This is a genomic window from Pseudacidovorax intermedius, from assembly GCF_001476815.1.
GTDB lineage: Bacteria > Pseudomonadota > Gammaproteobacteria > Burkholderiales > Burkholderiaceae_C > Xenophilus > Xenophilus intermedius_A.
On record NZ_LDSL01000043.1, the window covers coordinates 1 to 22,110 of the forward strand.

Consider the following 22,110-nt stretch of genomic DNA (forward strand, 5'->3'; position numbering starts at 1 on the left):
CGCGGAACCGGCTTTGCCGGGCCGCCGGATGTGCCCCCGCGAGGGGGTAGGCGGAGCGCGAAGCGCGCAGCCTGGGGGCGGTCCTCACTTCAACCACTTGTCCGCAGCCTGCTTGAGGACGCCGCGCGTCTCCAGCTGGTCCCACACGAAGTTCATCACGCGCAGGTAGTCGGCATCGTCGGCCGGCAGCAGGAAGCCCAGCTTGCTCGGCGGCGTGAGCGGCGCGTCGATGAAGGCGGCATGCAGGCGCGGGTCGGCCTTGGCATAGACCAGCGCCTCGTAGGTCTCGGTGATCATCACGTCGCCCTGGCCGGCAGCGATCAGCGCCGGGATCTCGGCGTTCTTCTCGTGCGTGCTCACCTGCGCGGCCTTGAGGTTCTCCAGCACGAAGGCCTCGTTGGTGCCGCCCGGGTTCTTGATGACGCGCACGCCCGGCTGGTTGAGCGACTCCAGCGTGGTGAACTTCGCCTTGTCCGCTGCGCGCACCAGCGCCACCTTGCCGAAAGGCGCATAGCCCGGGAGCATGGCCGCCACGCGGATGCGGGCGACGTTGCGCGTGATGCCGCCCACGGCCACGTCGTACTTGTCGGCCTGCAGGTCCTTCATCAGGTTGGGCCAGGTGGTGGGCACCCATTCGATGCGCGCACCCAGTTCTTTGGCCAGGCGCTCGACCACGTCGATGTCGTGGCCCGCATAGCCGGTGTCGGTCTTGATGGCGAAGGGCCGGTAGTCGCCGGGCGTGCCGACGCGCAGCACCTTGGTGTCCATCACGCGGTCCAGGCGCGGGCCGGCGTGGGCGGCGGACAGGAAGGTCAGGCCGGCGACCAGGGCGGTGGCGGCCAGGGAGAACAGGCGGCGGGACAACATGGGTGCGCGCTTTCGGGAAGTTGGAAGTGGGCGCATTGTGATGCGGCCCCGCGCCGCGGGCGACGGCGGCGCGCCGGAAGGTTGCCGTGCGCTCGGCCGCGCGGGCAGGACGCTTCCTAGAATCCAGCATCGACCTGCGCATCCGACGCAGGCATCCGATCGGAGACAACGCCATGAGCGATTCCCTGTCCAGCCCCCTGCTGCGCGCCCAGGACGGCGCGGTGGCCGTCCTGAGTTTCAACCGGCCCCAGGCCCTGAACGCCATCGACGTGCCGATGGCCCAGGCCTTCCTGGCAGCGGTGAAGGACCTCGCCGAGGACCGCGGCGTGCGCGCCCTGCTGCTGCGCGGCGAGGGCCAGGGCTTCATGGCCGGTGGCGACCTCGGGGTGCTGTCGGCCGACCCGCAGGGTGGCGCGGCGGCGCTGATCGGCCCGCTGCACGAGGCCCTGCAGTTGCTTGCGTCGCTGGACCTGCCCGTCGTCGCCGAGGTGCACGGCGTGGCGGCCGGTGCGGGCCTGAGCCTGATGCTGCAGGCCGACTTCGTGCTCGCCGCGGCCGGCACCCGCTTCAACCTGGCCTACGTCAACATCGGCGCCAGCTGCGACGTCGGCGCCTCGTGGGCGCTGCCGCGCTGGGTGGGCTTGCGCCGCGCGCTGGAGATCGCCATGCTGGGCGACATGCTCGACGCCGATGCGGCCGAGCGCATGGGCCTGATCAACCGCGTGGTCGCAGCCGACGCCCTGCCGGACGAGGCCATGGCGCTGGCCCGGCGCCTGGCGGCCGGGCCCACGCGGGCGCTGGGCCAGTTGCGCCGTCTCCTGCGCGGCAGCGTGGAGCGCGAGCTTCCGGCACAGTTGGCGGCCGAGGAAGCCGCCTTCCATGCCTGCGCCGCCACGGCCGATTTCCGCGAGGGCGTCGATGCCTTCTTCGCGCGGCGCAAGCCCGCCTTCCAGGGCCGCTGAACGCGGCACCGCTTCCATTCACGACGAGGACTTCACCATGACCCCACGCGACATCTACGTCGTCGGCACCGCCCGCACGGCCATCGGCACTTTCGGCGGCGCGCTCAAGGACGTGCCCAACACCCAGCTCGCCACCACGGCCGTCAAGGCCGCCCTGACGCGCAGCGGCGTGGCGCCCGACGCCATCGGCCACGTGGTGATGGGCAACGTGATTCCCACCGACACCAGGGACGCCTACCTCAGCCGCGTGGCCGCCATCGATGCCGGCTGCCCCATCGAGACGCCGGCCTTCAACGTCAACCGGCTGTGCGGCTCGGGCCTGCAGGCCATCGTGTCGGCGGCGCAGGCCATCGCCCTGGGCGACTGCGACATCGCCATCGGCGCCGGTTCCGAGTCGATGAGCCGCGGCCCCTATTTCGACACCGCCGCCCGCTACGGCGCCCGCATGGGCGACGTGCAGCTGCTGGACTACATGCTGGGCATCCTGCACGACCCCTGGCAGAAGATCCACATGGGCATCACGGCCGAGAACGTGGCCGAGCGCCACGGCATCACGCGCGCGCAGCAGGACGCCCTGGCCGCCGAAAGCCACCGCCGCGCCGCCGCCGCCATCGCCGCCGGCCGCTTCACCGAGCAGATCGTTCCGGTCGAGATCAAAAGCCGCAAGGGCATCGCCGTCTTCGACACCGACGAGCACGTCAAGCCCGCCACCACCGTCGAGGTGCTGGCCGGCATGAAGCCCGCCTTCAAGAAGGAGGGCGGCACGGTCACCGCTGGCAACGCCTCGGGCATCAACGACGGCGCCGGCGCCGTGGTGCTGGCTGAGGGCGAGCGGGTGAAGGCCCTGGGCCTGAAGCCGCTCGCGCGCCTGGTCGGTTATGCCCATGCGGGCGTGGAGCCGGCCTACATGGGCATCGGCCCGGTGCCGGCCACGCGCAAGGTGCTGGCACGCACCGGCCTGAAGGTGAGCGACCTGGACGTCATCGAGTCCAATGAGGCCTTCGCCGCCCAGGCCTGCGCCGTGATGAAGGAACTGGATTTCGATCCGGCCAAGGTCAATCCCAACGGCTCGGGCATCTCGCTGGGCCATCCGGTGGGCGCGACCGGCGCCATCATCACCGTCAAGGCGCTGGCCGAACTGCAGCGGGTGCAGGGCCGCTATGCGCTGGTGACCATGTGCATCGGCGGCGGCCAGGGCATCGCCGCTATCTTCGAGCGGGTGTGAGCGGCATGCCGCACCGCACGGAAGGCCGGGCATGCCCGGCCTGATGACCAGTCCGGCCGCCGAGCGCAACAAGGGGCCGATCCTGGCCGAGTTGCTGCGCCTGATGCCGACGCGCGGCCGGCTGCTCGAAGTGGCGGCCGGCACCGGCCAGCATGCCGCGCATTTCGCGGCGGCGCTGCCGGCGTGGACCTGGCAGCCGACCGAGCCCGACGCGGCCATGCTGCCTGCCATCGCGGCCCGCACCGGCGGGCTGCCCAACGTGCTGCCACCGCTGGCGCTGGACGTGCGCGCGCCCTGGCCGGTGGCACCCGCCAGCCTGGACGGCGTGTACTGCGCCAACATGCTGCACATCGCGCCGTGGGACTGCTGCGCCGGCCTGATGAACGGCGCCGGCACCGCGTTGCGGCCGGGCGGGCGGCTGGTCGTCTACGGCCCCTTCGTGGTGGACGGCGAGCCGCTGGCCGCCAGCAATGTGGCATTCGACGAAGACCTGCGCCGCCGCGACCCCGCCTGGGGCCTGCGCGCGCTGGCGCAGGTGCAGGCGGTGGCTGAGGCGGCCGGGCTGGCACTGGTCGAGCGCACCGCCATGCCGGCCAACAACCTGCTGCTGGCCTTCGATTGCCGCGCTTAGCCGCGGTCCTACGGCGCGCCACGCTGGCGTCTCTCCGATCCGGGCTGTCGCCGGCGGGATAGTTGCATCGCTTCAGAAAGAATCCGATGCGCACCACCAACATGCTGGCCGGCGTGGCCGTCAAGAACCTCGATGCCTCCATTGGCTGGTATGCCTCGGTCATCGGCCGCGGGCCGGACCGCCGCTCGGCCCAGCTGGCGGAGTGGCGCTTCGACGGCTGCAGCTGCCTGCGTCTGGCCCAGGCGCCGCGGGCAGGTACCGAATCGGTGACGCTGGTGGTGGACGACCTGGATCAACAACTGGAACAGATCGAGGCCGCCGGTCTGCGGCTGCGCAAGCGTCACGAGGCCGATGCGGTCCGGCTTGCCATCCTGGCGGATCCCGATGGCAACCAGCTGGTACTGGCGCAAGTGCTGAGCGCGGCGCTGGCCTGCTGACCCCACAAGGGCGCGTACCTCTACCTCTGCGTCGGCATGCCCGGTCCGCGCTTGTTAAAGCGTGCCGGAGAAGGCTGCGCGCGGCTGCCGGCCGCAGATGCGGTGATCGCCGCAGGTTCATGGGCCGAGTTGCCGGGCTTGTGCCTCGATCTCACGCACCAGCGGATGGTGCTGGCCACGGCGAGAGCGGATCAGGTGGATCTCTTCCTTCAGGTCCTCGCTGCGCCCCAGCCGCCGCAGCCCGCGCATCAGGCCCAGGTCGCCTGCGCCCAGGCCGCTGACCGGAAACACGCCCAGGCCGCGCGCCGCGAACACGGCCAGCAGGGCCGAGTCCTCGAATTCGCCGGCCACCTTGGGCCGCAGACCATGCCGCTCGAACCAGCGGTCCAACTGCGGCCGCAGGGCGGAATGGGCCGTGGGCAGCAACAGCGGCAAGTCGCCCAGGCAGTGCGGGAACTGCCGCACCGCTGCCGCCTTGACCAGCGCCGCCGGTCCCCACCAGTCCACGGGCGCTTCGGCGATGCGCACGCTGGCCAGCCGAAGCGCCGGGCGCGAGGGTGCCGCCTGGCCGGCCAGCACCAGGTCGAGGTGGTGCATGGCCAGCTCGGCCAGCAGTTGTTCCAGCTCGCCTTCGTGGCACACCAGGCGCAATGCGGGCGTGCGCAGTACAGGCTCGACCACGGCATGCGCGGCGAGCTTGGAGAGGCCGTCCGACAGGCCCACGGCGAGCCGCACCGCCGGCTCGGTGGCCGCCTGGCGCACCAGCTCGGGCAACTCGTGGCCGAGCTGGAAGATTTCCTCCGCGCGTTGCAGCGCGACCGCGCCGGCCTCGGTCAGGGCCACGGTGCGGCCGTCGGGCTTGAGCAGCTGGTGGCCGAGCGAGCGCTCCAGTTCGCGCACCTGGGCGCTCACCGTCTGCACCGCCACCCCCAGGCGTGCGGCCGCCTTGGAGAAGCCGCCTTCGCGGGCCACCGTCCAGAAGTAGTGCAGGTGCCGGTAGTTGAGTTCGTTCTGGCTCATGGCCCCAAGTTTCGGAAAAACCGAAGTCTTTTTCCAGTTTCAACTGGTTTTTTGGTGCGCGACCCGCGGGCATGATCGGCCCCCACATCGCCACTCCAACCCATCCCCGCCATCATGGAAACACTGCTCTCCTTCTTCGCGGCCGACTTTCTCGGCCGGCCAGCCGGCCTGTGGCTGGCCTTCATGGCCATCGTGGTCACCCTGCTGGCGCTCGACCTGGGTGTGCTGCACAAGGGCGACCGCGAGATCGGCGTGCGTGAAAGCCTGCTGCTCTCGGGTGGCTACATCAGCGTGGCGCTGCTCTTCGGCGGCTGGGTGTGGTGGAGCCTGGGCGCGCAAAGCGGCATGGAGTACCTCACCGGCTTCATGATCGAGAAGTCGCTGTCGATGGACAACGTGTTCGTCATCGCGCTGATCTTCAGCTTCTTCGCCATTCCGCGGCAGTACCAGCATCGGGTGCTGTTCTGGGGCATCCTGGGCGTGATCGTGCTGCGGGCGCTGCTGATCGGCGCGGGCGCGGCGCTGGTCACCAACTTCAGCTGGGTGCTGTACTTCTTCGGCGCCTTCCTGGTGTTCACCGGCGTCAAGATGTGGCGCATGGCCGATGCCGAGCCGGACATCGCCAACAACCCGGTGCTGAAGTTCCTGCGCGGCCGCATGCGGGTGACCGACGGTCTGCGCGGCAATGCCTTCACGGTGAAGGAGGTCGACCCCAAGACCGGCCGCGTCGCCCGCTTCGCCACGCCGCTGCTGCTGGCCCTGGTGCTGATCGAGATCGTGGACCTGGTGTTCGCCGTGGACTCGGTACCGGCCATCTTCGCCATCACCACCGACCCGTTCATCGTCTACACCAGCAACATCTTCGCCATCCTGGGCCTGCGTGCGCTGTACTTCGCGCTGGCTGCGATGATCCACCGCTTCCATTACCTCAAGTACGCGCTGGCCCTGGTGCTGGTGTTCATCGGCACCAAGATCTTCCTGGTCAACTTCATCGGCAAGTTCCCGCCGGCCATCTCGCTGGCCGTGACCTTCGGCCTGATCGCCGGCGGCGTGCTGTACTCGCTCTACCGCACCCGGGGCGACAGCCCGGCCGGCGGCGAGTCCACCAAGCTGGAGGCGCAGACGTCGCCGCGTTGATCGGCGAGGCCGATGCCGCATGCTTGCGGCACCGGGCACAGGCCGGGCACATGCCCGGCCTTTTTCGTTGGCGGCCGAGCGTCAGTCGGTGTGCGGGCCCATCAGGGTGAGCGCCTGCTGGCCGGCATAGAGCGCGGACATCATGGTGGGATAGGTCAGCAGCGATTCACACACCGTCACGTCCTCCCCGCCCAGGCGCTCGACGACCAGCCATGCATAGCGCCGGTAGGGCGGTGGCGTCTGCATGGCGAGGATGGCGTACTGGTGGGCGGAGGGCATGCCGCCGAGCTTGGCAGCGCTTCAAGTCGCCGCCGTGAATGCCAGCCGTCCCACGCCGGCGCGTGGCTTGGCACCAACGCCGTTCAGTGCGCCCGCACGTCCTCGCGGCCGCGCTGCCGCTTGTGCCGGTACATGGCGCGGTCGGCGTCGCGCAGCAGCGCATGCATGTCGCCGCCGTCCTGCGGCGACCAGCGGGCCCAGCCGGTGCTGTAGCGCAGCGCCACCGCGGGCGGTGTCTGTGCATTGCCGCGGCGGATGGTTTCCTCCAGCCGCCCGAGGCCGGCTTTGACGGCACGATCGTCGGCATGGCTCATCAGCACCGCGAATTCGTCGCCGCCCAGCCGGGCACAGACATCGGCCGCGCGGAAGGTGCCCCGCAGTGCGTCGGCGAAGCGCACCAGGGCGGCGTCGCCCTCGGCATGGCCGAGCTGGTCGTTGATCTGCTTGAAGCCGTCGAGGTCCAGGTACAAGAGCCGCGCCGGCATGTTCAGCCGGCGGCAGACAGCCAGCACGTGTTCGCCCAGGGCTTCGAAGCCGCGCCGGTTGCTCAGCTGGGTGAGGTGGTCGGTGGTGGCGGCCTGGGTGGCCAAGAGCTCTTCGCGCACCATGTCGGCCAGGTCGCCGAGCAAGGCTCGGTCCTCGGTGGACAGACGGCGCGGCTGATGGTCGAGGATGCACAGCGTGCCCAGCCGGTGGCCCTGGGCGTCGGTGAGCGGTGCGCCGGCGTAGAAGCGCACGTGGGGCGCGCCTGCCACCAGGGGGTTGTCATGGAACCGCTGGTCGTCGGCCAGGTCGGGCACCTCCATCACCACGTCCTGCAGGATGGCGTGGCCGCAGAAGGACACGTCGCGCGGCAGCTCCTGCGCGTCCACGCCCTGGCGGGACTTGAACCACTGGCGTTCCGCATCGACCAGCGACACCAGCGCGATGGGCACCTGGAACATGCGGCGGGCGAGGCGGGTGACGCGGTCGAAGCGTTCTTCCGGTGCCGTGTCGAGCACGCCCAGCGCATGGAGTGCGCGCACGCGACGGGCGTCGTCGGCAGGAACGGGAGCTGGAATCATGTTGTTGCTGTGTCGTGCGCTCCTGCCGCCGTGCCGCCGACCTTGGCCGCCATGCCGCGCCGTCGGCGCGGGCCGGCCTGCCGGTGCACCGCGACCTGTCCGGCCGGTGCCGGGCAGGAGTCCGGCTTCATTGTCTGGACCGGCCATCGCGCCCACAAGCAGGCTAAACGCTTACTTTTGGTGCGTCGGATCTGCGGCCTCAGCGCCAGCCCTTGGCGAGGGCCATGACGCGGGACAGGTCCATCTGGCTGGCCTGCTGCTGCATCTGGGGCAGGTAGCGGGTCTGCAGGCCCTTGCCCTGTTCGAGGATGGTGGCGTAGCTGTCCTTCAGCGTCTGGGTGGAGAAGCTGCGGCCGCCGGCGTAGTAGCGCTTGGCCAGGTGGCCCAGGGCGTAGGTGGTGGCGAAGCTCATGCCCGAGCTCACGGCCTGCTTGCCCACGCCGCCCAGCAGGCCGCCGCCGAGCTTGCCGAGCAGGCCACCGATCAGCTTGCGGCCGGTCTGCTCCAGATACTGGGAAGTCAGGCCGACCCCGGCCGTGGCCAGGAAGTCCTTGATGTGCCCGCGGTCCAGCTCGTAGCCGTGGGCCTGGCCGATGGTGTAGACCAGCCGCATCTGCAGCGGAATGATGGCCAGGGTGGAGAGCGTTTCGGGCAGCAGCTCCAGCGCGCCGCAGGTGATGGCGGCCTTGAGAATCCGGTCGTCGAGTTCGGCATCGCCCACCGTGGCGCTGCGCGCGGGGCTCGCATCGGCGGGCGCGGTGGCGGCGGGCACGGGGGTCGCGGTGGCGGCCGCGCCGGTAGGAGCGGCCGCGGCCACGGGCAGCGCGGTGGGGCCGTCGAGCGGCGCCTCGGCCAGTTCGCGGGCCTGCACGTCGAAGGTCTCGGCCGCGCCCCCCAGATCCAGGCGGCGGCGCACCTCGCCCAGGAAGGCGGCTTCCTTGGGCGAGACAGCGCCGTCGGCGTCGCAGACGCACACCGCCATTTCGTAGGCCAGCTGGCGCGCGCCGCGCTCGGGCAGGCCGGCAGCCACCTCGTCCAGGCTCACGCGCTGGAGCAGCACGTCCTGGTAGAGCGTCGGCAGGTGCACCGACTGGTCGGCGCCCAGGCCCTGGGCGATCCGCCGGATCTCGTCGCGTTCCCGTTCATGCTTGTCGCCGTCGATGAATGCGGCCATGAGGCACAGGGAGAGCGTGGCGCGGAGGGCGGAGGTTTCCATGGAGGTCGTCCTTCGGGTCAGTGGAGAAGCAGGTCTGGTTCGTCAGGTGGCCGAAAGGTTCCAGGGTCCAGGCCGCCGCGCGGCGGCTCAGGGACGTCAGTGCGCGAGTGGCAGGACCGGCGTGGCGCCGGAGGGGGGCAGGGCGGCAGGCGCCTGCATGGGCGTGGGCACGGCGGCCACGGGCGCCGTCGGCGTGAGGAAGCTCATCTTCACATCGTCCTCGTCGCGGAAGCGCGCCGCGATGGCGAGGATCTGCGGCTCGATGGCGAAGAAGGCCTCCAGCACCTGCGGATCGAAGGCGGTGCCGCTCAGGTCCCGCATCAGCTGCGTGGCATGGGCATGGCTGAAGGCGGGCTTGTAGCAGCGCCGGCTGATCAGCGCGTCGTACACGTCGGCGACGGCCATGATGCGCGCGGCCAGCGGAATGTCCTCGCCGGCCAGGCCGCGCGGGTAGCCGCTGCCGTCCCACTTCTCGTGGTGGCCGCCGGCGATCTGCGCCGCAATGGTGAGGAAGTTTTCGCCGTCGATGCGCCGGGCCGTGCCGATCAGGATCTGCCGGCCGTAGTCGGCATGGCGTTTCATCTGCTCCATCTCGTCCGGCGTGAGCTTGCCGGGCTTGAGCAGGATGTGGTCGGGCACGCCCACCTTGCCGATGTCGTGCAGCGGCGCCGAGATGAACAGCAGCTCGATGTAGTCGGGCGTGAGCGTCGCGCGGTGGTGGCCGGTGCGCCGCAGTTCCAGCGCGATGGCGCGCACGTAGTGCTGGGTGCGCTTGAGGTGGGCGCCGGTCTCGGGATCGCGGGTCTCGGCCACCGAGGCCATGGATTCGATGGTGATCTCGCGTGCGTTCTCCAGCTGGCGCAGCCAGGTGCTGGCCCGGCGCCGCTCGATGCCGTAGCGGCCGGCAAAGCCGCCCAGCAGCATCAGTGCCGCGACCACCGTCGGCGCGGCGGGCGAGACGACCAGGCCGTCCTGCACGAAGAGCAGCACGCTGCCCGCAGCCGGCAGCAGGCCCACGAAGAGGCCGCCCAGCAGCAGCGACGCGCCGCTGCGTCCCGCGGCGAAGATCGCGGCCATGGCGAGCGCCACGCTCGCCGCCAGCGCCGCCGCCGCTGCCGTCGCCCAGACCGGCGACCGCACGAAGCTGCCCTCCAGCAGGTTCTCCGCGATCGCGGCCTGGATGCGCAGGCCCGGGAAGCGCGGGGCGATGGCAGTGTGGTGCACGTCGTTGAGTCCCACGGCCGAGCTGCCCATGAACACGATGCGGCCGGCCAGCGCCGATGCGGGCACCTGGCCGTTGAGCACGTCCACGGCGGAAACGGCCGGGTAGTCGGCGACGCTGCGCGAGGTGCGCAGCAGCGCCTGGCCGCGCGCGTCGATGGGCGCGTCCACGGCACCGACGCGCAGCCGCGGCCCGTCCGGCGTGTCGACGACGGCCGCGCCGGCCGCGCCGCGCGCCTTGAGGACCGCCGCCAGCGCCAGGCTGGGATGCACCCGCCCGTCGTGCTCGATCAGCAGCGGCACGCGGCGCAGCTGGCCGTCGTCGTCCACCCGGTTGTTGATGAAGCCGCTGTGGGCCAGGCCGGCGTCCACCGCCGGGGTGTTGGCCATCACGCCGCTGGCGCGGGGCAGGTCGAGCCGGGCGAAGGACGGATCGGCCGGCAGCGCGGAAGCCTCCGCGGCGCCGGGCGTGCCGGCGGTGCGGTGGTCGAAGTACAGGTAATGCGCACCGACGGCGCCGGTGCGGGCCAGGACGCGGCCGAGGTAGCCGTCGTTGTCCTGCAGGCTGGCGGGCACGCCCGAGATGCCCAGCGTCAGGCCGAAATCGCGCTCGTAGCGCTGGCGCAGGGTGTTGAGCGAGCTGCGGTCGGGCTCGGGGAACACGATGTCCAGCGCCACCGCGGCCGGCGCCGCCTCGGCGATGCGCTGCACGAGATCGGCGATCTGGTAGCGCGGCCACGGCCACTGGCCGACCGCGGCCAGGCTGACCTCGTCGATGTCCACCACCACCGTGTGGCGGGCCGGCTCGGCGCGGGCGGTCGTGCGCAGCAGGCCGTCCAGCCACAGGTGGTCCAGCCGGGCGAAGGACTGGGGATGCAGGCCCAGGGCCGCGCCGGTGGCGACGGCCAGGGCCAGGGCGCCGGCGAAGAAGGCCAGCACCTGCGGCCGGTTCAGCTGGTGGGCGAAACGCAGGGAGCGCATCGGCGTCGCACTCAGAGAATCTGCACCTCGACCCGGCGGTGGCGTGGGTCGGTGGGCTTGATGCCGGGTTCGTCCAGCAGCTCGGCGCTGCCGAAGGCGCGCACGTCCAGGCGGTCGAGCGCCGGGTCGCTCTGGCGCAGCCAGCGGGCCACGGCCTGCGCGCGTTCCAGCGACAGGCGCAGGTTGTACTCGCGCGTGCCGCTGGCATCCGCGTGGCCGAAGATGCTGATGACCGTGGGCTTGCGCTCGCTGGCGATGCGCAGCAGCTCGGGCAGGCGGGCCTTGGACGCCTCGGTGAGCACGGCACGGTCGACCAGGAAGTTCAGCGTGATGCTGCGCGGCGCCGAGGGCTGGGCGGCGAGCAGCGGCGCGTAGCGGGCGTCGACCGCCTCGCGCCCCAGCGCCACCGCGCCCGACGGTGCGGCCGCGCCGCCGGTGGTCGACGTCGCGCTGTAGGCGGTGCTGAGCGTCTGGCGGCCCTGCGCCGTGCTGAGCGAGACGCTGCCCACATGGCCGTCGTCGTCGGGCAGCAGCACGAGGGTGGTTCGGGGCCGCGGCGGCGGCGGGCTGGCGCAGCCCGTGGCCAGCAGCAGGCCGATCAGGCAGGCCGCGACGAGCCGGGCGCGCGCGCCGGCGCGCATCAATCCGCCTCCAGGATCAGGCGGGTGCCGCGCACGCCGACCGTGGCGGTGGGCGTGTCCAGCCGCACCGACTGCGGCGCGAGCTTGCCGATCTTGCCGGAGGCATAGATGGTGCGGCCCTTCGCCAGGTAGAGGTCGAAGGCATAGTCGTCCGACTTGGGCTCGAAGGCATAGCGGCGCAGTTGCACGTCGGAGGACGCGTCGACGGTCAGGCGCGTGCCGTCGCGGAAGACCACGGCGGCCATGCCGTCGGCGCCGGTGACGAGGCGGTCGGTGGCGAGCAGCGCATCGCCTTCCTTCAGCGGCTGGCGGCTGCCGCCGCGGTGCAGCGTCACGCTGCCGCCGACGCGCTTGACGACCGCGACGGCCTCCGCGGCAGCCGCCGCTTCGGTGGCATCGGCGGCACGCGCGGGCCCAGGCGTGAGCGCGCCGGCCGCCAGGGCCAGCGCCAGCAGTGCGGCGGCCCGCGAGGGCCAGTGCGCCACGCGCGCGACGGGCCGGACAGGGGAAGCAGGGGCAGTCATGCGGGGCATCCGAAATGGGTGGGGACGGCGGGACGATGCCCGGGAGAAAGGCGAGGGGCGGTGTGCCCGGAAATGCAGGCCGGCGGCCCGCACAGCTGCCATTTCGGCAACTTCGGCGCCAACTTGAGTCGGCCGATGCCGATCGGCCCGGAATCGTTCATCGCGTCCGTCCGACAACGCTTTTCGACCGTTTTGCGGCGGGTCGCAGCAGCTATGCTCGCGCCCCAACCGGCGTCCCCGCCTCGGGCCGGGACGCCGGCCGTGCACCACCCATCAGGCCTTGGCCTGCGCATGTGCGAAGGCGCCGCCACGACGGCTGCGCCCGTCGTGCGAGCCTTTCGAACGGCCCCTGCCGATGCCCTACACGACGTTGATCCACCTGCGCACCGCCTCTCCTGCCGAGCGGGAAGCCGCCTACCGCGAGCACACGCGCCAGCGCCTGCAGCTCACCGCCATCGAGATGGGCGTGACGGCCGTGGTGAGCTCGGCCCTGGCGCTGCTCGCGCGGCTGCTGATCCCGGCGCCGGAGTACGTGTGGCTGCGCGTGCTGCTGCTGCCGCTGACCGCCCTGTTCGCCTACGGCATCGCGCGGGCGCCGTCGGTGCGCAGCTACGGGCTGGCTTGCATGGCCACCATCGGCACGCTGGGCTTCAACAACTACCTGGGCGCTCTTGGCACCGACCGGCCGCTGATGTACTTCCTGCCGGCGGCCATGATCCTCGTGCTCACCACCAGCTTCTTCTGGATCACGATGACGCAGTGGATCGGCGGCACGCTGGCGTGCTATGCCTTCTTCCTGCCCTTCATCGTCGACCACACGGCCAACCGGGCCGACACGGTGTTCACGCTGCTCTTTGCGGGCACGTCGCTGGCGACGGCGTTCGTCAGCCATGCGCGCATCCAGGACTACCAGCGCCGCGCCTTCGATCAGGAATGCCGGCTGGCCGAGCTCACCGCCACCGACACCCTGACGGGCGCCCGCAGCCGCGCCGAGTTCCTGCAGCAGGCGGAAGTGGCGGCGGCGCGCGCCCAGGCAAGCGGCGCGCCGCTCGCCCTGCTGTACCTGGACATCGACCATTTCAAGCGCCTGAACGATGGCCACGGCCACGCCGTGGGCGACGCCGTGCTGCGCGGCATGGCCGAGGTGCTGCAGCAGGCCTTGCGCGAGCGCGACGTGTTCGGCCGCCTGGGCGGTGAGGAGTTCTGCGTGCTGCTGCCGGGCCAGACCGGGGACCGGGCCGCGGCCCTGGCGGAGCGCCTGCGGCCTTTGCTGGCGCAGGTGCCGCGCCCCGACGGCCGCCTCACCGTCTCTGCCGGCATCGCCGTGCTGCGCGCCGGGGAGTCCATCGCACAGGCCCTGCACCGGGCGGACCTGGCCATGCTGCAGGCCAAGCAGGCGGGGCGCGACCGGGTGTGCGTGGCGGACTGACGGGCAGGCCCACGCACCCCGAGGCGGCAGGAAGCGGCGCGCAAGGATCTGCCGGGCACGTTCAATGGGCCCTCGCCACGCCCCGTAGCGCATCGGCGAAGGCCAGGACGATCGGCAGGTCGGGCAGGTCGCCCTTGCGAATGAACAGTCCGAACGACGGCAGCGGTACAGGGGGCGCGACGTCCACGCGCCGCACGCCACCGCGCGCCACCTCGTCGGCGGCATGTTCGCGGCGCACGGCGCAAAGCAGCGCCGGATCCGCACGGAGCAGGGAACCGATGGTGACGGAGGACATGACCTCGATCACAGGGACTGGCGGCGGCACGCCCTCGTTGAGGAAGGCCGTCATGAACGCCTGCCGCACCAGCGTGTCGCGCGGCGGCGCCATCCAGGCGGCGTCCTGCAGGTCGGCCCAGCGCAGCCGCCGTTTGCCGGTGCGCGGCGCCGCGCCGGCGGTCAGCACGCACAACTCGTCCTCCAGCATGAGCACGGGTTTCAGCCGTGGGATCACGTCGCTGGCCAGCAGCTCCGGCGTGACAGCACCGAACACGCAGTCCAGCTCGCCCACGAGCAGGCGTTGGATCAACTCGTGCACCCGACCCTCCCGGATCTGCACCATGGCCCCGGGCATCTTCCGGCGCAGCGCGGCCACCGCGGCCGGCACGCTGGCGGTGACGGATGGGGCGCCAAGCCGCAGCAGGGCGACGGCACCGCGCCGCAGTGCCTCGACTTCCTCGGTCGCCCGCTCCAGTTCGTGGAGCACGGATCGCGCACGGTGGACCACGCCAATGCCCAGCGCATTCGGCTGCATGCCCTGATGGCTGCGCTCGAAGAGGCGGGCGTCGAAGCCGGCCTCGACCTCGCCCAGCATCTTGCTGAGTGCGGGCTGGCTCAAGTGCAGGCGCGCGGCAGCGCCGCGCATGCTGGCGGTCTCGCTCAGGGCGACCAGCAGTTCGAGGTGGCGCAGGCGCAGCTTTCGCACCAGGTGGTCGGTCCGACTGTCCATCGAGGGGGAAGGCGATAACGCCGAGTGATCACGACCTCACGATTATTGAATTTTCAAGAATGGGCTGCCTCGCTAAGGTCCGGGGTCATGAGCTTCAGCCAATCCGACACGGCCCCTGCCGCCGCGCCCTTGAAGGGCGTGCGCGTGATCGACATGGGCCAGTACATCGCCGGTCCCGGCGCCGCCATGGTGCTGGCGGAACTGGGTGCCCAGGTCATCAAGATCGAGCCGCTGGCCGGCGACCAGGCCCGCCACATCGGCCGCTATGGCGCATCGATGTTGCAGGCCTACAGCCGCGGCAAGCAGTCCATTGCCCTCGACCTGAAGCAGGAGGAGGGCCGTGCCGTCGCCTGGCGGTTGATCGGCGCCAGTGACGTGCTGGTGCAGAACCTGCGCCCGGGCGCCGTGGAGGCGCTGGGCTTCGGCGCCGACGCCGTGCGGGGGCGCCATCCGCGGCTGGTGTACCTGTCGATCTCCGGCTTTGGCATGCAGGGTCCGTCGCGCGGACGGCCCGGCTACGACATCGCGGCCCAGGCCGAAAGCGGGTTGATGTCCGTCACTGGCGAGCCGGACCGCCTGCCGCAGAAGGTGGGCGTGCCCATCGTCGATGCGGCCGCGGCGCACCTGGGCGCACAGGCCGTGCTGGCCGCGCTCTATGGCCGCGAGCGCAGCGGGCAGGGGGCCACCGTGCGCACCTCGCTGCTGGAGGTGGCGCTGCACCTGCAGGCCACGACCTGGACCGACTACCTGGGCGGCGCGCCCGAGCCCACCCGCATCGGCAACGGCCAGCCCCACAACGCGCCGGCCGCCGAGGTGGTGCCCACGCGCGACGGCCACATCGTGCTCTCGGCCTATGCGGACGAGCACTGGGCGCGCTTCTGCCGCGTGATGGGTCTCGAAGCGCTCATCGACGACCCGCGCTTCTGCAGCAATGCCCAGCGGGTGCGCCATCGCGGCGAACTGCGTGCCGTGCTGCGCGACTGCCTGTCCGCATTCAGCAGCGAGGAATGCGTGGCGCTGCTCAGCCGCAACCAGATCGTGGTGGGCGCCGTGCGCAGCTACAGCCAGGTGCTGCAGAGCGCCGACGTGAAGGCCAGCGGCATGCTGGTCGAGGCCGTGGCGGCCGATGGCAGCCGCTACACCACGCTGGCGCTGCCCTACACGCTGGACGACGCCCCGCGCGCCGCGCCGCCCGCGGCACCGGCCGTGGGCGCCGACACCGATGCGGTGCTGGCGGAGCTGGGCTTCTCGCCGGCGCAGATCGGCGCCCTGCGTCGGGACGGCGTCGTCGGTTGATGCCGCCGCGGGAAACAAGAAAAAGGAGACAGCCCATGAACCCAACCATGCCTTTTGCCCATATGGACGCCGCCGAGCAGGCGGTGATCCAGACCCTGCCGCTGTTCGAGATGATGCGCATGCGTGCCGCGACCACTGCCCGGCGCCATCCGCAGCATGGCTTCGCGGCGCCCGAGCGCGATTCGCACTGGCGCTGGGTCAACCAGTTCACCCACACCCACCGCCGGCTCGGCCCGCAGGACACCGAGGTGGTCAGCCCCAACAACGACACCGTCTACAGCAATGCCTGGCTCGACCTGTCCGAGGGGCCGGTGCTGATCGAGTCGCCCGACATGGGCGAGCGCTACTGGACGCTCGGCCTGCTCGATGCCTGGACCAATCCCTTCGCCTACGTGGGCCGCCGCACCACCGGCAACCGGCCGCAGCGCACGCTGGTCCATGGTCCGGGCTGGCAGGGCAGGGTGCCGCCGGAGGTGACGCAGGTCATCGCCGCGCCCGGCCACGACGTGTGGCTCATCGGCCGAATCCTGGTCGAGGACGACGGGCCGGACGCGCAGCAGGTGCGGCGTCTGCAGGCCGCGCTGCGCATGCAGCGGCTGGATGGCGGCGACGCCGCGATGCGCGTCGACACGGGCATCGACGGCCGCGACACCCGCGTACCCGATGCCGCGACCTACCGGCGCGTGGTGGATGCCGCGCTGGCCGGCAACCCGCCGCCGGAGGGCGAGGCATTGGCCTGGCCACCGTCGTCCGAGGCCCTGGCCGCCGCGCTGCTGGCGGTGTACGCGCATTTGCGCAGCGCAGGCCAGCCGCACGACCTGGGCGGCGGCTGGGCCATCCCGGTGCTGGTGCGCACGCACTGGGGCGACGACCTGCTCACCCGCGCCCGCATCGCGCGCAACTTCATCGGCGCGCTGGGCATGGACGAGGCGATGTACCCGACCGCCGAGGTGGACGCCGACGGCGCCGTGCTCGACGGCGCCCAGCGCTACGAACTGCGCTTCGCTCCTGGCTGCGGGCCGCAGGTGGGCGCCTTCTGGTCGCTCACGATGTACCGCCGCAGCGACTGCCTTTTCGTGGCCAACGCCATCGGCCGCTATTCCATCGGCGACCGCACGCCAGGCCTGGTGCACGACCCCGACGGCAGCCTGGCGATCCGCCTGCAGGCCGAGGACCCGGGCCCCGGTATCAACTGGCTGCCGGCGCCGCCGGGCGAGCCCTTCTACGTGGTGCTGCGCCTCTACCAGCCGCAGGAGGCGCACCTGGCGCTGCGCTTCGACTACCCGCCGATCCGGCGGCTCTGAGCGACCCGACGACAAAGCAAGAACGGAGACAACGACATGCGCAAGATCCTTCCCCGCCGCCACTTCCTGGCCACGGCCGCCGCCGGCCTGGCGCTGCCCTGGGCGCTCGATGCCGCCGCGGCCGACGCCTGGCCCGCGCGGGCCATCCGGCTCGTCTCGCCCTACGGGGCCGGCGGCTCCAACGACATCCTCACGCGGGTGCTGGGCGACTTCCTTGGCCGCCGCCTCGGCCAGAGCGTGGTGGTGGAGAACAAGGCGGGCGCCGGCACACGCATTGCCAACGACTACGTCGCCAAGGCCGCGCCCGACGGCTACACGCTGCTGCATGCCGCCGCGCCCATCGCCATCGGCGAGGCGCTCTACAAGGACCTGCCCTACGACGTGCACAAAAGCTTCGCCGCCATCGGCAGCACGGCCATCGCACCGCTCTTCCTGGTGGTGAATGCGCAGGCGCCGTACAGGACGCTGGCGGAGTTCGTGCAGTACGCCAAGTCCAACCCCAAGGGCGCGACCTTCGGCTCGCCCGGCGCGGGCTCGGCGCCGCACCTGACGGCCGAACTGCTGCTGCGCGCGGCCGGCGCCAAGGGCATCGTGGTGCAGTACCGCGGCGACGCGCCGGCCTATACCGAGCTGCTGGCCGGGCGCATCGATGCGACGCTCACCGCCATCTCCACCGCGGTGCCGCACATCCAGGCCGGCAAGCTGCGCGTGCTGGGCGTGGCCAACGAGACGCGCACGCCGCTCTACCCCGACGCGCCCACGCTGCGCGAGCAGGGCCTGGCGCAGGTGGTGGGCTATGGCTGGTACGGCTTGCTGGCACCGGCCGGCACGCCGGCACCCGTGGTCGAGCGGCTCAATGCCGAGATCAATGCCGCCATCGCCGACGCCGAGGTGCGGCGCAAGGCCGAGGCCGCGGGGCTGGAACTGCGCGGCGGCACGGCCGAGGCCTTCAGCGCCTTCATCGGCACCGAGACGCGCAAGTGGGCGCAGATCATCAAGGCCGCCAACATCACGGCCGAATCATGAGCCGCGTCATCCTCGGGACCCGGCCGCTGGCCCGCGTACTGCGCCTGGCGAGCGTCGTGGCGACCATCATCGGCCTGGCCGCCTGTGCAGGAACGGGCGCGGGCTCCGGCGCCAACGCCCTGCGGCGCGACACGACATTCGGCCCGGTGGCCGGGCGCGATGACGTCGCGCAGAGCGGCACGTGGCGCTGGACGGGCGTGCCCTATGCACAGCCGCCCATCGGCCCGCTGCGCTGGCGGGCGCCGCAGGCGCCGCAGCCGTGGACCGGGCTGCGCGACGCCACCCACTTCGCCCCGGCCTGCGTCCAGACGCAGCGGCTGTACGGGCCCGGCCTGAACAACCGCTACGACGAGACCGTGGGCACCGCCCTCGGCCGTATTGTGGGGTCGGAGGACTGCCTCTACCTCAACATCTGGACGCCCGCATCGCGCCCGGTGGCGCCGCGACCGGTGATCGTCTTCGTCCATGGCGGCAGCAACATCAGCGGCTACACCGCCGACCCGGTCTACGACGGCGCCGCACTGGCACGTTCGCAGGACGCCGTGGTCGTCACCGTCAACTATCGCCTCGGCATCTTCGGCTTCCTGGATGCAGCGCCGCTCAAAACCGGCCAGCGCGAGGAGGACTCGGGCAACTTCGCGCTGCTGGACATCGTGCAGGCGCTGGGCTTCGTGGCCGACAACATCGCGGCCTTCGGCGGCGATCCGGAGCGCGTGACGCTGATGGGCCAGTCCGCCGGTGCCGTCAACGTCGATGCGCTCATGGTTTCGCCGATGCTGATGGCGCGTGCGCGGCCGCTGTTCCATCGCGTGGCGGCGCTGAGCGGCGGCCTGTCCACCGCGGCCACGCTGCCCCGGGGTGCCATCGCCGGTGTGCTCCCGAAGTCCGTCTGGGCCACGCGCGGAGAAGCCCTGCTGCTCGAGGGTCTGGTGGCGGGTGGGCATGCCGCGGACGAGGCGCAGGCCCGTCAGCTGGCGCGCAGCACCGCCCCGGCCCAACTGGCCGCCTGGATGCGGGCATTGCCGGCCGACACGCTGCTCGAGCGGGTGCGTACCCGCCTGGCTGCCCGCGGCATGGCGGCGTCCAACCCCATTCCCGATGGCTGGGTGCTGCCCCCAGACCCGATCGCCGCGGTGCGCGCCGGCCGCTATGTGAAGGTGCCCGTGCTGGCCGGCCACGCGCGGGACGAGACCAAGCTCTTTCCCCAACTCTTCGCGTTGCGGCCCGATCTGGGCGGCACCAGCGGCCGGCTGCTGGACGATGCCGCCGTGTTCGCCCTGGCCCATCGCTACGACCCGGACGCGCCCCCGCAGACCCGCATCGAGCAATGGATTCCGCCCGCCTACCTGCCCACGGACGCACCGCGCACCGGCTTCGATGCCCGCGCGGCCGAGCTCGACCGCCTGTGGTTCACGGCCATCCGCGACGACCTGATGAACGCGCTGCAAAGCCAGCAGCGGGAGCTCTGGGCCTACGAATTCGAGTGGGACGGACTGCCCGCGCCCTTCGACCGGATTTTCGGCGCCGCCCATGCCTTCGACCTGCCTTTCGTCTTCGGAAACTTTGGCCCATCGCTGTTCGCCAACATCTCGTTCAGCCGCGCCAACGCGCCGGGACGGCTGGCGCTGTCGAAGGCGATGATGGCCAGCCTGGGCGCCTTGGCGCGCAGCGGCGATCCCAACGACCCGTCGCTGGGCAGAGCCTGGCCCCAGTGGCCGCGCCGGCTGGTGTTCGACGCTGGTGCAACTGACAAACTCATCGGCGTGCGATGAGTACGTGAGTCGCGCGGGAGCGGTACTAAGGTCTCGCGGGTACGACGTACGCCGCCTAGTTCGCGTCCGCTGTGCGCGCTTCAAGAACATCGGCCTGCAGCAGGTCAACAACGGCGCTGTAGTGCGGACGCCAACTGTTGTGTTCGACGAGGCCCAACGGGCGAGAGGGGCGCGCGCCGATCCACTGTTGGCGCAGGAGCGGCGCGATCACCGGGGCACTGTTGGGGAGTGGGCGGCGCCTGGCTGGCCCTCAATCCCGGACCAACGCCAGCGTTGATGCTTTGCGCGCTGACTTCTCCTGGTATGACACCGCATCCGCGGTTGCGAGCAGTTCCTGCAGCGACATGCCGCCGGAAGAGATTTGGAAGCCAATCGACGCACCAATATGAATGCGCGCGGATTGCAGCAGTATGGGCACTCGCATGGACTGTTCTAGCCTCCCGCAGAAACGCCGCGCCACCTCGAGGTCAGCAACACCTGTCAGGACCACGACGAACTCGTCTCCGCCGACGCGGGCGATGAGGTCACTCTCCCGGCATTCATGCCTGAGCCGATCCGCACCGACCCGAAGGACTTCGTCCCCTGCTGCGTGGCCGTAGGCATCATTCACAGCCTTGAAGTCGTCCAAGTCCAGGGCGACGACCGTCAGCGGCGAGCCACTATGCCGTTTGAATCGCTCTTCGAGTGCTCGCCGGTTCAAAAGACCGGTGAGCGGATCCAGGTCGGCCGATTCCTTGAGTCCTTGAATGGTCGCCTTGCTTCGCCGCAACAACAACGACGCGTAGACAGCGCTCCACACCAGAAACCCGAAGAACGCGGTAGCAACCATGCCGGCGCCGGTGAGTAAGCGCCGGTACTCGGCAGCACGCTGTTCGCTTCTGGCCTGCAGCAGCCGCCGTTCCTCGGCTTCAATCTCTCCCAGGAGCTTCCGAACGCTCCTGGCAGTGTCCTGCTCTACCCGTGGCTTCAGGATGGCAAGAAGAGCAGCGGGTCCATCGCGCTCAGCAATGACGGCGCTGCTGTTCATCCAACCGATCAGCTCCGCAAGCTCGGCTCGCAGCGCAAAGACTCGCTGGGTCTGCGAGACGCTTTGTTGCAGTAGCGCTTCCAAGCGTTCAGCAGCGTCCGCGGCGTTCCTGGCGGCCGTGCGCGTGTTGGCGAGATATCCCGCAGCAGGTGAGATGGCGTAGTTGCGCAGGGCCAAGTTCCCCCGAAGTGCCTCCGTCCGCACGGTCTCAATCTCGTCCAACACCTCGTGAGCGTGCTGAACCCATGTGCTTGCCGACTGGTATCGAACCGCCGTCGCAACCAGAAGCGCGCTGCCCGCTACAACAAGCACAAGCGCCACGAACTGCGTGATCAGCAGGACTCGCGCGATGGGGCGGAGCATCTGACTCGCGGGTGATCTTGGGGTAATTGCGGCCATGGCGGAGCAATGAGCGGACGAAGGATCGTAACGAGCCTCAGCACCCCGATCGGCTGACCTGCTGGTGGAAGTTCATCGCAAAGTGGGCGACTCTTTCCCACGACGGGATGTCATCGCCTCTGTTGCCGAGCGCATGGGCAATGGCCGCGGACGCCGGCACACCTGGACGAGCTGGCATGTGCAAGCGGCACGCCCTTGTACGCTCTGCAGAGGATGGGGGCTGGTCGAGCACGGACATGGTGAGGCGGTACGCCCACCTTGCCGCTGATCATCTGGCTCCCTATGCGGAGCGCCCCGGCGGCCTGTGTTACATGGAATCGGGCATTCACGGCACAAATCCGTCACAGCCCGGCGCAGAAAAGAAAAAAGCACCTAGGCCGCGAGACCTAGGTGCTTGATTCCATTCTCAATTTTGGTGGGCCCTGAGTGACTCGAACACTCGACCTACGGATTAAGAGTCCGCTGCTCTACCAACTGAGCTAAGAGCCCGCTTTCGTGAATCTGTCGATCAACTCAGCGAAGAACGCGATTATATGCAGGGTTTTCTGAGGCGGTCAACACCCCCTGCAAAGAAAGTTTTGGAATCGACTTCACTGCGGCCGGCCAGCAGCTCTGCTGCGCGACAGCCCCGGCCTGCAAACAAGTT

20 protein-coding genes and 1 tRNA gene are annotated in these 22,110 nt (G+C 70.7%); 10 read left to right on the forward strand and 11 right to left on the reverse strand.

Annotation, left to right across the window (positions count from 1 at the left end; all coding sequences use genetic code 11):
• Nucleotides 1-84 precede the first annotated feature (84 nt).
• The gene (locus NS331_RS06375; protein WP_058641173.1) at nucleotides 85-867 is read right to left on the reverse strand and encodes a transporter substrate-binding domain-containing protein; all 783 of its coding nucleotides are present in this window, start codon (nucleotides 865-867) and stop codon (nucleotides 85-87) included.
• Nucleotides 868-1,040: 173 nt separating this feature from the next.
• On the opposite strand from NS331_RS06375, the gene NS331_RS06380 reads away from it, so the two are divergent.
• The 4 genes from NS331_RS06380 (at nucleotide 1,041) to NS331_RS06395 (ending at nucleotide 4,122) form a co-directional block, all read left to right on the forward strand.
• Nucleotides 1,041-1,829: an enoyl-CoA hydratase/isomerase family protein gene (locus NS331_RS06380; RefSeq protein ID WP_058641174.1), complete on the forward strand. Its 789-nt coding sequence runs from the start codon at nucleotides 1,041-1,043 to the stop codon at nucleotides 1,827-1,829.
• A 37-nt stretch (nucleotides 1,830-1,866) separates the two neighbouring features.
• On the forward strand, nucleotides 1,867-3,054 hold the full coding sequence (locus tag NS331_RS06385) for an acetyl-CoA C-acyltransferase family protein (RefSeq protein ID WP_058641175.1): 1,188 nt from the start codon (nucleotides 1,867-1,869) through the stop codon (nucleotides 3,052-3,054).
• 31 nt (nucleotides 3,055-3,085) lie between these two features.
• Entirely contained in the window at nucleotides 3,086-3,685 is a 600-nt protein-coding gene (locus tag NS331_RS06390; RefSeq protein WP_058641176.1) for a DUF938 domain-containing protein, read from the forward strand.
• Between the two features lie 86 nt (nucleotides 3,686-3,771).
• Nucleotides 3,772-4,122 carry a VOC family protein gene (locus tag NS331_RS06395; RefSeq protein WP_058641177.1) on the forward strand — a complete coding sequence of 117 codons (351 nt, stop codon included), beginning with the start codon at nucleotides 3,772-3,774 and terminating at the stop codon, nucleotides 4,120-4,122.
• A gap of 117 nt (nucleotides 4,123-4,239) precedes the next feature.
• Here the strand turns inward: NS331_RS06395 and NS331_RS06400 are convergent, their stop codons facing one another.
• A complete protein-coding gene (locus NS331_RS06400; protein ID WP_058641178.1) occupies nucleotides 4,240-5,142 on the reverse strand; it encodes a LysR family transcriptional regulator in 903 nt (300 codons plus the stop codon).
• Between the two features lie 114 nt (nucleotides 5,143-5,256).
• On the opposite strand from NS331_RS06400, the gene NS331_RS06405 reads away from it, so the two are divergent.
• Nucleotides 5,257-6,279: a TerC family protein gene (locus NS331_RS06405; protein ID WP_058641179.1), complete on the forward strand. Its 1,023-nt coding sequence runs from the start codon at nucleotides 5,257-5,259 to the stop codon at nucleotides 6,277-6,279.
• An 81-nt stretch (nucleotides 6,280-6,360) separates the two neighbouring features.
• Here NS331_RS06405 and NS331_RS06410 read toward each other — a convergent pair whose 3' ends face one another.
• From NS331_RS06410 to NS331_RS06435, 6 genes are all read right to left on the reverse strand, one after another.
• Nucleotides 6,361-6,558, reverse strand: a complete 198-nt coding sequence (locus NS331_RS06410; RefSeq protein WP_058641180.1) for a hypothetical protein — start codon at nucleotides 6,556-6,558, stop codon at nucleotides 6,361-6,363.
• An 83-nt stretch (nucleotides 6,559-6,641) separates the two neighbouring features.
• Nucleotides 6,642-7,622: a GGDEF domain-containing protein gene (locus tag NS331_RS06415; protein WP_058641181.1), complete on the reverse strand. Its 981-nt coding sequence runs from the start codon at nucleotides 7,620-7,622 to the stop codon at nucleotides 6,642-6,644.
• 199 nt (nucleotides 7,623-7,821) lie between these two features.
• Complete coding sequence (locus NS331_RS06420; RefSeq protein ID WP_058641182.1) at nucleotides 7,822-8,838, reverse strand: YcjF family protein; 1,017 nt, start codon at nucleotides 8,836-8,838, stop codon at nucleotides 7,822-7,824.
• Between the two features lie 96 nt (nucleotides 8,839-8,934).
• Nucleotides 8,935-11,040: a CHASE2 domain-containing protein gene (locus NS331_RS06425; protein WP_082702302.1), complete on the reverse strand. Its 2,106-nt coding sequence runs from the start codon at nucleotides 11,038-11,040 to the stop codon at nucleotides 8,935-8,937.
• Nucleotides 11,041-11,051: 11 nt separating this feature from the next.
• A complete protein-coding gene (locus tag NS331_RS06430; RefSeq protein ID WP_058641183.1) occupies nucleotides 11,052-11,681 on the reverse strand; it encodes an OmpA family protein in 630 nt (209 codons plus the stop codon).
• Complete coding sequence (locus NS331_RS06435) at nucleotides 11,681-12,205, reverse strand: FecR family protein (RefSeq protein WP_193758050.1); 525 nt, start codon at nucleotides 12,203-12,205, stop codon at nucleotides 11,681-11,683. Before NS331_RS06435 ends, NS331_RS06430 begins: the two co-directional genes overlap by 1 nt.
• Nucleotides 12,206-12,560: 355 nt before the next feature.
• Here NS331_RS06435 and NS331_RS06440 point away from each other — a divergent pair, with 355 nt between their 5' ends.
• Nucleotides 12,561-13,634 carry a GGDEF domain-containing protein gene (locus tag NS331_RS06440; protein ID WP_058641185.1) on the forward strand — a complete coding sequence of 358 codons (1,074 nt, stop codon included), beginning with the start codon at nucleotides 12,561-12,563 and terminating at the stop codon, nucleotides 13,632-13,634.
• 61 nt (nucleotides 13,635-13,695) lie between these two features.
• Here the strand turns inward: NS331_RS06440 and NS331_RS06445 are convergent, their stop codons facing one another.
• The gene (locus tag NS331_RS06445) at nucleotides 13,696-14,640 is read right to left on the reverse strand and encodes a LysR substrate-binding domain-containing protein (protein ID WP_058641186.1); all 945 of its coding nucleotides are present in this window, start codon (nucleotides 14,638-14,640) and stop codon (nucleotides 13,696-13,698) included.
• A gap of 87 nt (nucleotides 14,641-14,727) precedes the next feature.
• Between NS331_RS06445 and NS331_RS06450 the strand changes: the two genes are divergently transcribed.
• The 4 genes from NS331_RS06450 to NS331_RS06465 are packed head-to-tail and all read left to right on the forward strand — an operon-like array spanning nucleotide 14,728 to nucleotide 20,038.
• Nucleotides 14,728-15,936 (forward strand): CaiB/BaiF CoA transferase family protein, encoded by a 1,209-nt coding sequence (locus NS331_RS06450; RefSeq protein ID WP_058641187.1) that lies wholly within the window; start codon nucleotides 14,728-14,730, stop codon nucleotides 15,934-15,936.
• 35 nt (nucleotides 15,937-15,971) lie between these two features.
• Nucleotides 15,972-17,240: a DUF1254 domain-containing protein gene (locus NS331_RS06455; protein WP_058641188.1), complete on the forward strand. Its 1,269-nt coding sequence runs from the start codon at nucleotides 15,972-15,974 to the stop codon at nucleotides 17,238-17,240.
• A 36-nt stretch (nucleotides 17,241-17,276) separates the two neighbouring features.
• Complete coding sequence (locus NS331_RS06460) at nucleotides 17,277-18,266, forward strand: Bug family tripartite tricarboxylate transporter substrate binding protein (protein WP_058641189.1); 990 nt, start codon at nucleotides 17,277-17,279, stop codon at nucleotides 18,264-18,266.
• Entirely contained in the window at nucleotides 18,263-20,038 is a 1,776-nt protein-coding gene (locus NS331_RS06465) for a carboxylesterase/lipase family protein (RefSeq protein ID WP_058641190.1), read from the forward strand. Before NS331_RS06460 ends, NS331_RS06465 begins: the two co-directional genes overlap by 4 nt.
• 250 nt (nucleotides 20,039-20,288) lie before the next feature.
• On the opposite strand, the gene NS331_RS06470 is transcribed toward NS331_RS06465, so the two are convergent.
• Together NS331_RS06470 and NS331_RS06475 are read right to left on the reverse strand one after the other, a co-directional pair.
• Nucleotides 20,289-21,428 carry a GGDEF domain-containing protein gene (locus tag NS331_RS06470; RefSeq protein WP_058641191.1) on the reverse strand — a complete coding sequence of 380 codons (1,140 nt, stop codon included), beginning with the start codon at nucleotides 21,426-21,428 and terminating at the stop codon, nucleotides 20,289-20,291.
• A 449-nt stretch (nucleotides 21,429-21,877) separates the two neighbouring features.
• A tRNA-Lys gene (locus NS331_RS06475) sits at nucleotides 21,878-21,953 on the reverse strand.
• Nucleotides 21,954-22,110 lie beyond the last annotated feature (157 nt).

Excerpts from the sequence above, each read along its gene's own strand:
- NS331_RS06375 (WP_058641173.1), bottom strand. The coding sequence starts at position 867 with ATGTTGTCCCGCCGCCTGTTCTCCCTGGCCGCCACCGCCCTGGTCGCC.
- NS331_RS06380 (WP_058641174.1), top strand. The coding sequence starts at position 1,041 with ATGAGCGATTCCCTGTCCAGCCCCCTGCTGCGCGCCCAGGACGGCGCG.
- NS331_RS06385 (WP_058641175.1), top strand. The coding sequence starts at position 1,867 with ATGACCCCACGCGACATCTACGTCGTCGGCACCGCCCGCACGGCCATC.
- NS331_RS06390 (WP_058641176.1), top strand. The coding sequence starts at position 3,086 with ATGCCCGGCCTGATGACCAGTCCGGCCGCCGAGCGCAACAAGGGGCCG.
- NS331_RS06395 (WP_058641177.1), top strand. The coding sequence starts at position 3,772 with ATGCGCACCACCAACATGCTGGCCGGCGTGGCCGTCAAGAACCTCGAT.
- NS331_RS06400 (WP_058641178.1), bottom strand. The coding sequence starts at position 5,142 with ATGAGCCAGAACGAACTCAACTACCGGCACCTGCACTACTTCTGGACG.
- NS331_RS06405 (WP_058641179.1), top strand. The coding sequence starts at position 5,257 with ATGGAAACACTGCTCTCCTTCTTCGCGGCCGACTTTCTCGGCCGGCCA.
- NS331_RS06410 (WP_058641180.1), bottom strand. The coding sequence starts at position 6,558 with ATGCCCTCCGCCCACCAGTACGCCATCCTCGCCATGCAGACGCCACCG.
- NS331_RS06415 (WP_058641181.1), bottom strand. The coding sequence starts at position 7,622 with ATGATTCCAGCTCCCGTTCCTGCCGACGACGCCCGTCGCGTGCGCGCA.
- NS331_RS06420 (WP_058641182.1), bottom strand. The coding sequence starts at position 8,838 with ATGGAAACCTCCGCCCTCCGCGCCACGCTCTCCCTGTGCCTCATGGCC.
- NS331_RS06425 (WP_082702302.1), bottom strand. The coding sequence starts at position 11,040 with ATGCGCTCCCTGCGTTTCGCCCACCAGCTGAACCGGCCGCAGGTGCTG.
- NS331_RS06430 (WP_058641183.1), bottom strand. The coding sequence starts at position 11,681 with ATGCGCGCCGGCGCGCGCGCCCGGCTCGTCGCGGCCTGCCTGATCGGC.
- NS331_RS06435 (WP_193758050.1), bottom strand. The coding sequence starts at position 12,205 with ATGACTGCCCCTGCTTCCCCTGTCCGGCCCGTCGCGCGCGTGGCGCAC.
- NS331_RS06440 (WP_058641185.1), top strand. The coding sequence starts at position 12,561 with ATGCCCTACACGACGTTGATCCACCTGCGCACCGCCTCTCCTGCCGAG.
- NS331_RS06445 (WP_058641186.1), bottom strand. The coding sequence starts at position 14,640 with ATGGACAGTCGGACCGACCACCTGGTGCGAAAGCTGCGCCTGCGCCAC.
- NS331_RS06450 (WP_058641187.1), top strand. The coding sequence starts at position 14,728 with ATGAGCTTCAGCCAATCCGACACGGCCCCTGCCGCCGCGCCCTTGAAG.
- NS331_RS06455 (WP_058641188.1), top strand. The coding sequence starts at position 15,972 with ATGAACCCAACCATGCCTTTTGCCCATATGGACGCCGCCGAGCAGGCG.
- NS331_RS06460 (WP_058641189.1), top strand. The coding sequence starts at position 17,277 with ATGCGCAAGATCCTTCCCCGCCGCCACTTCCTGGCCACGGCCGCCGCC.
- NS331_RS06465 (WP_058641190.1), top strand. The coding sequence starts at position 18,263 with ATGAGCCGCGTCATCCTCGGGACCCGGCCGCTGGCCCGCGTACTGCGC.
- NS331_RS06470 (WP_058641191.1), bottom strand. The coding sequence starts at position 21,428 with ATGCTCCGCCCCATCGCGCGAGTCCTGCTGATCACGCAGTTCGTGGCG.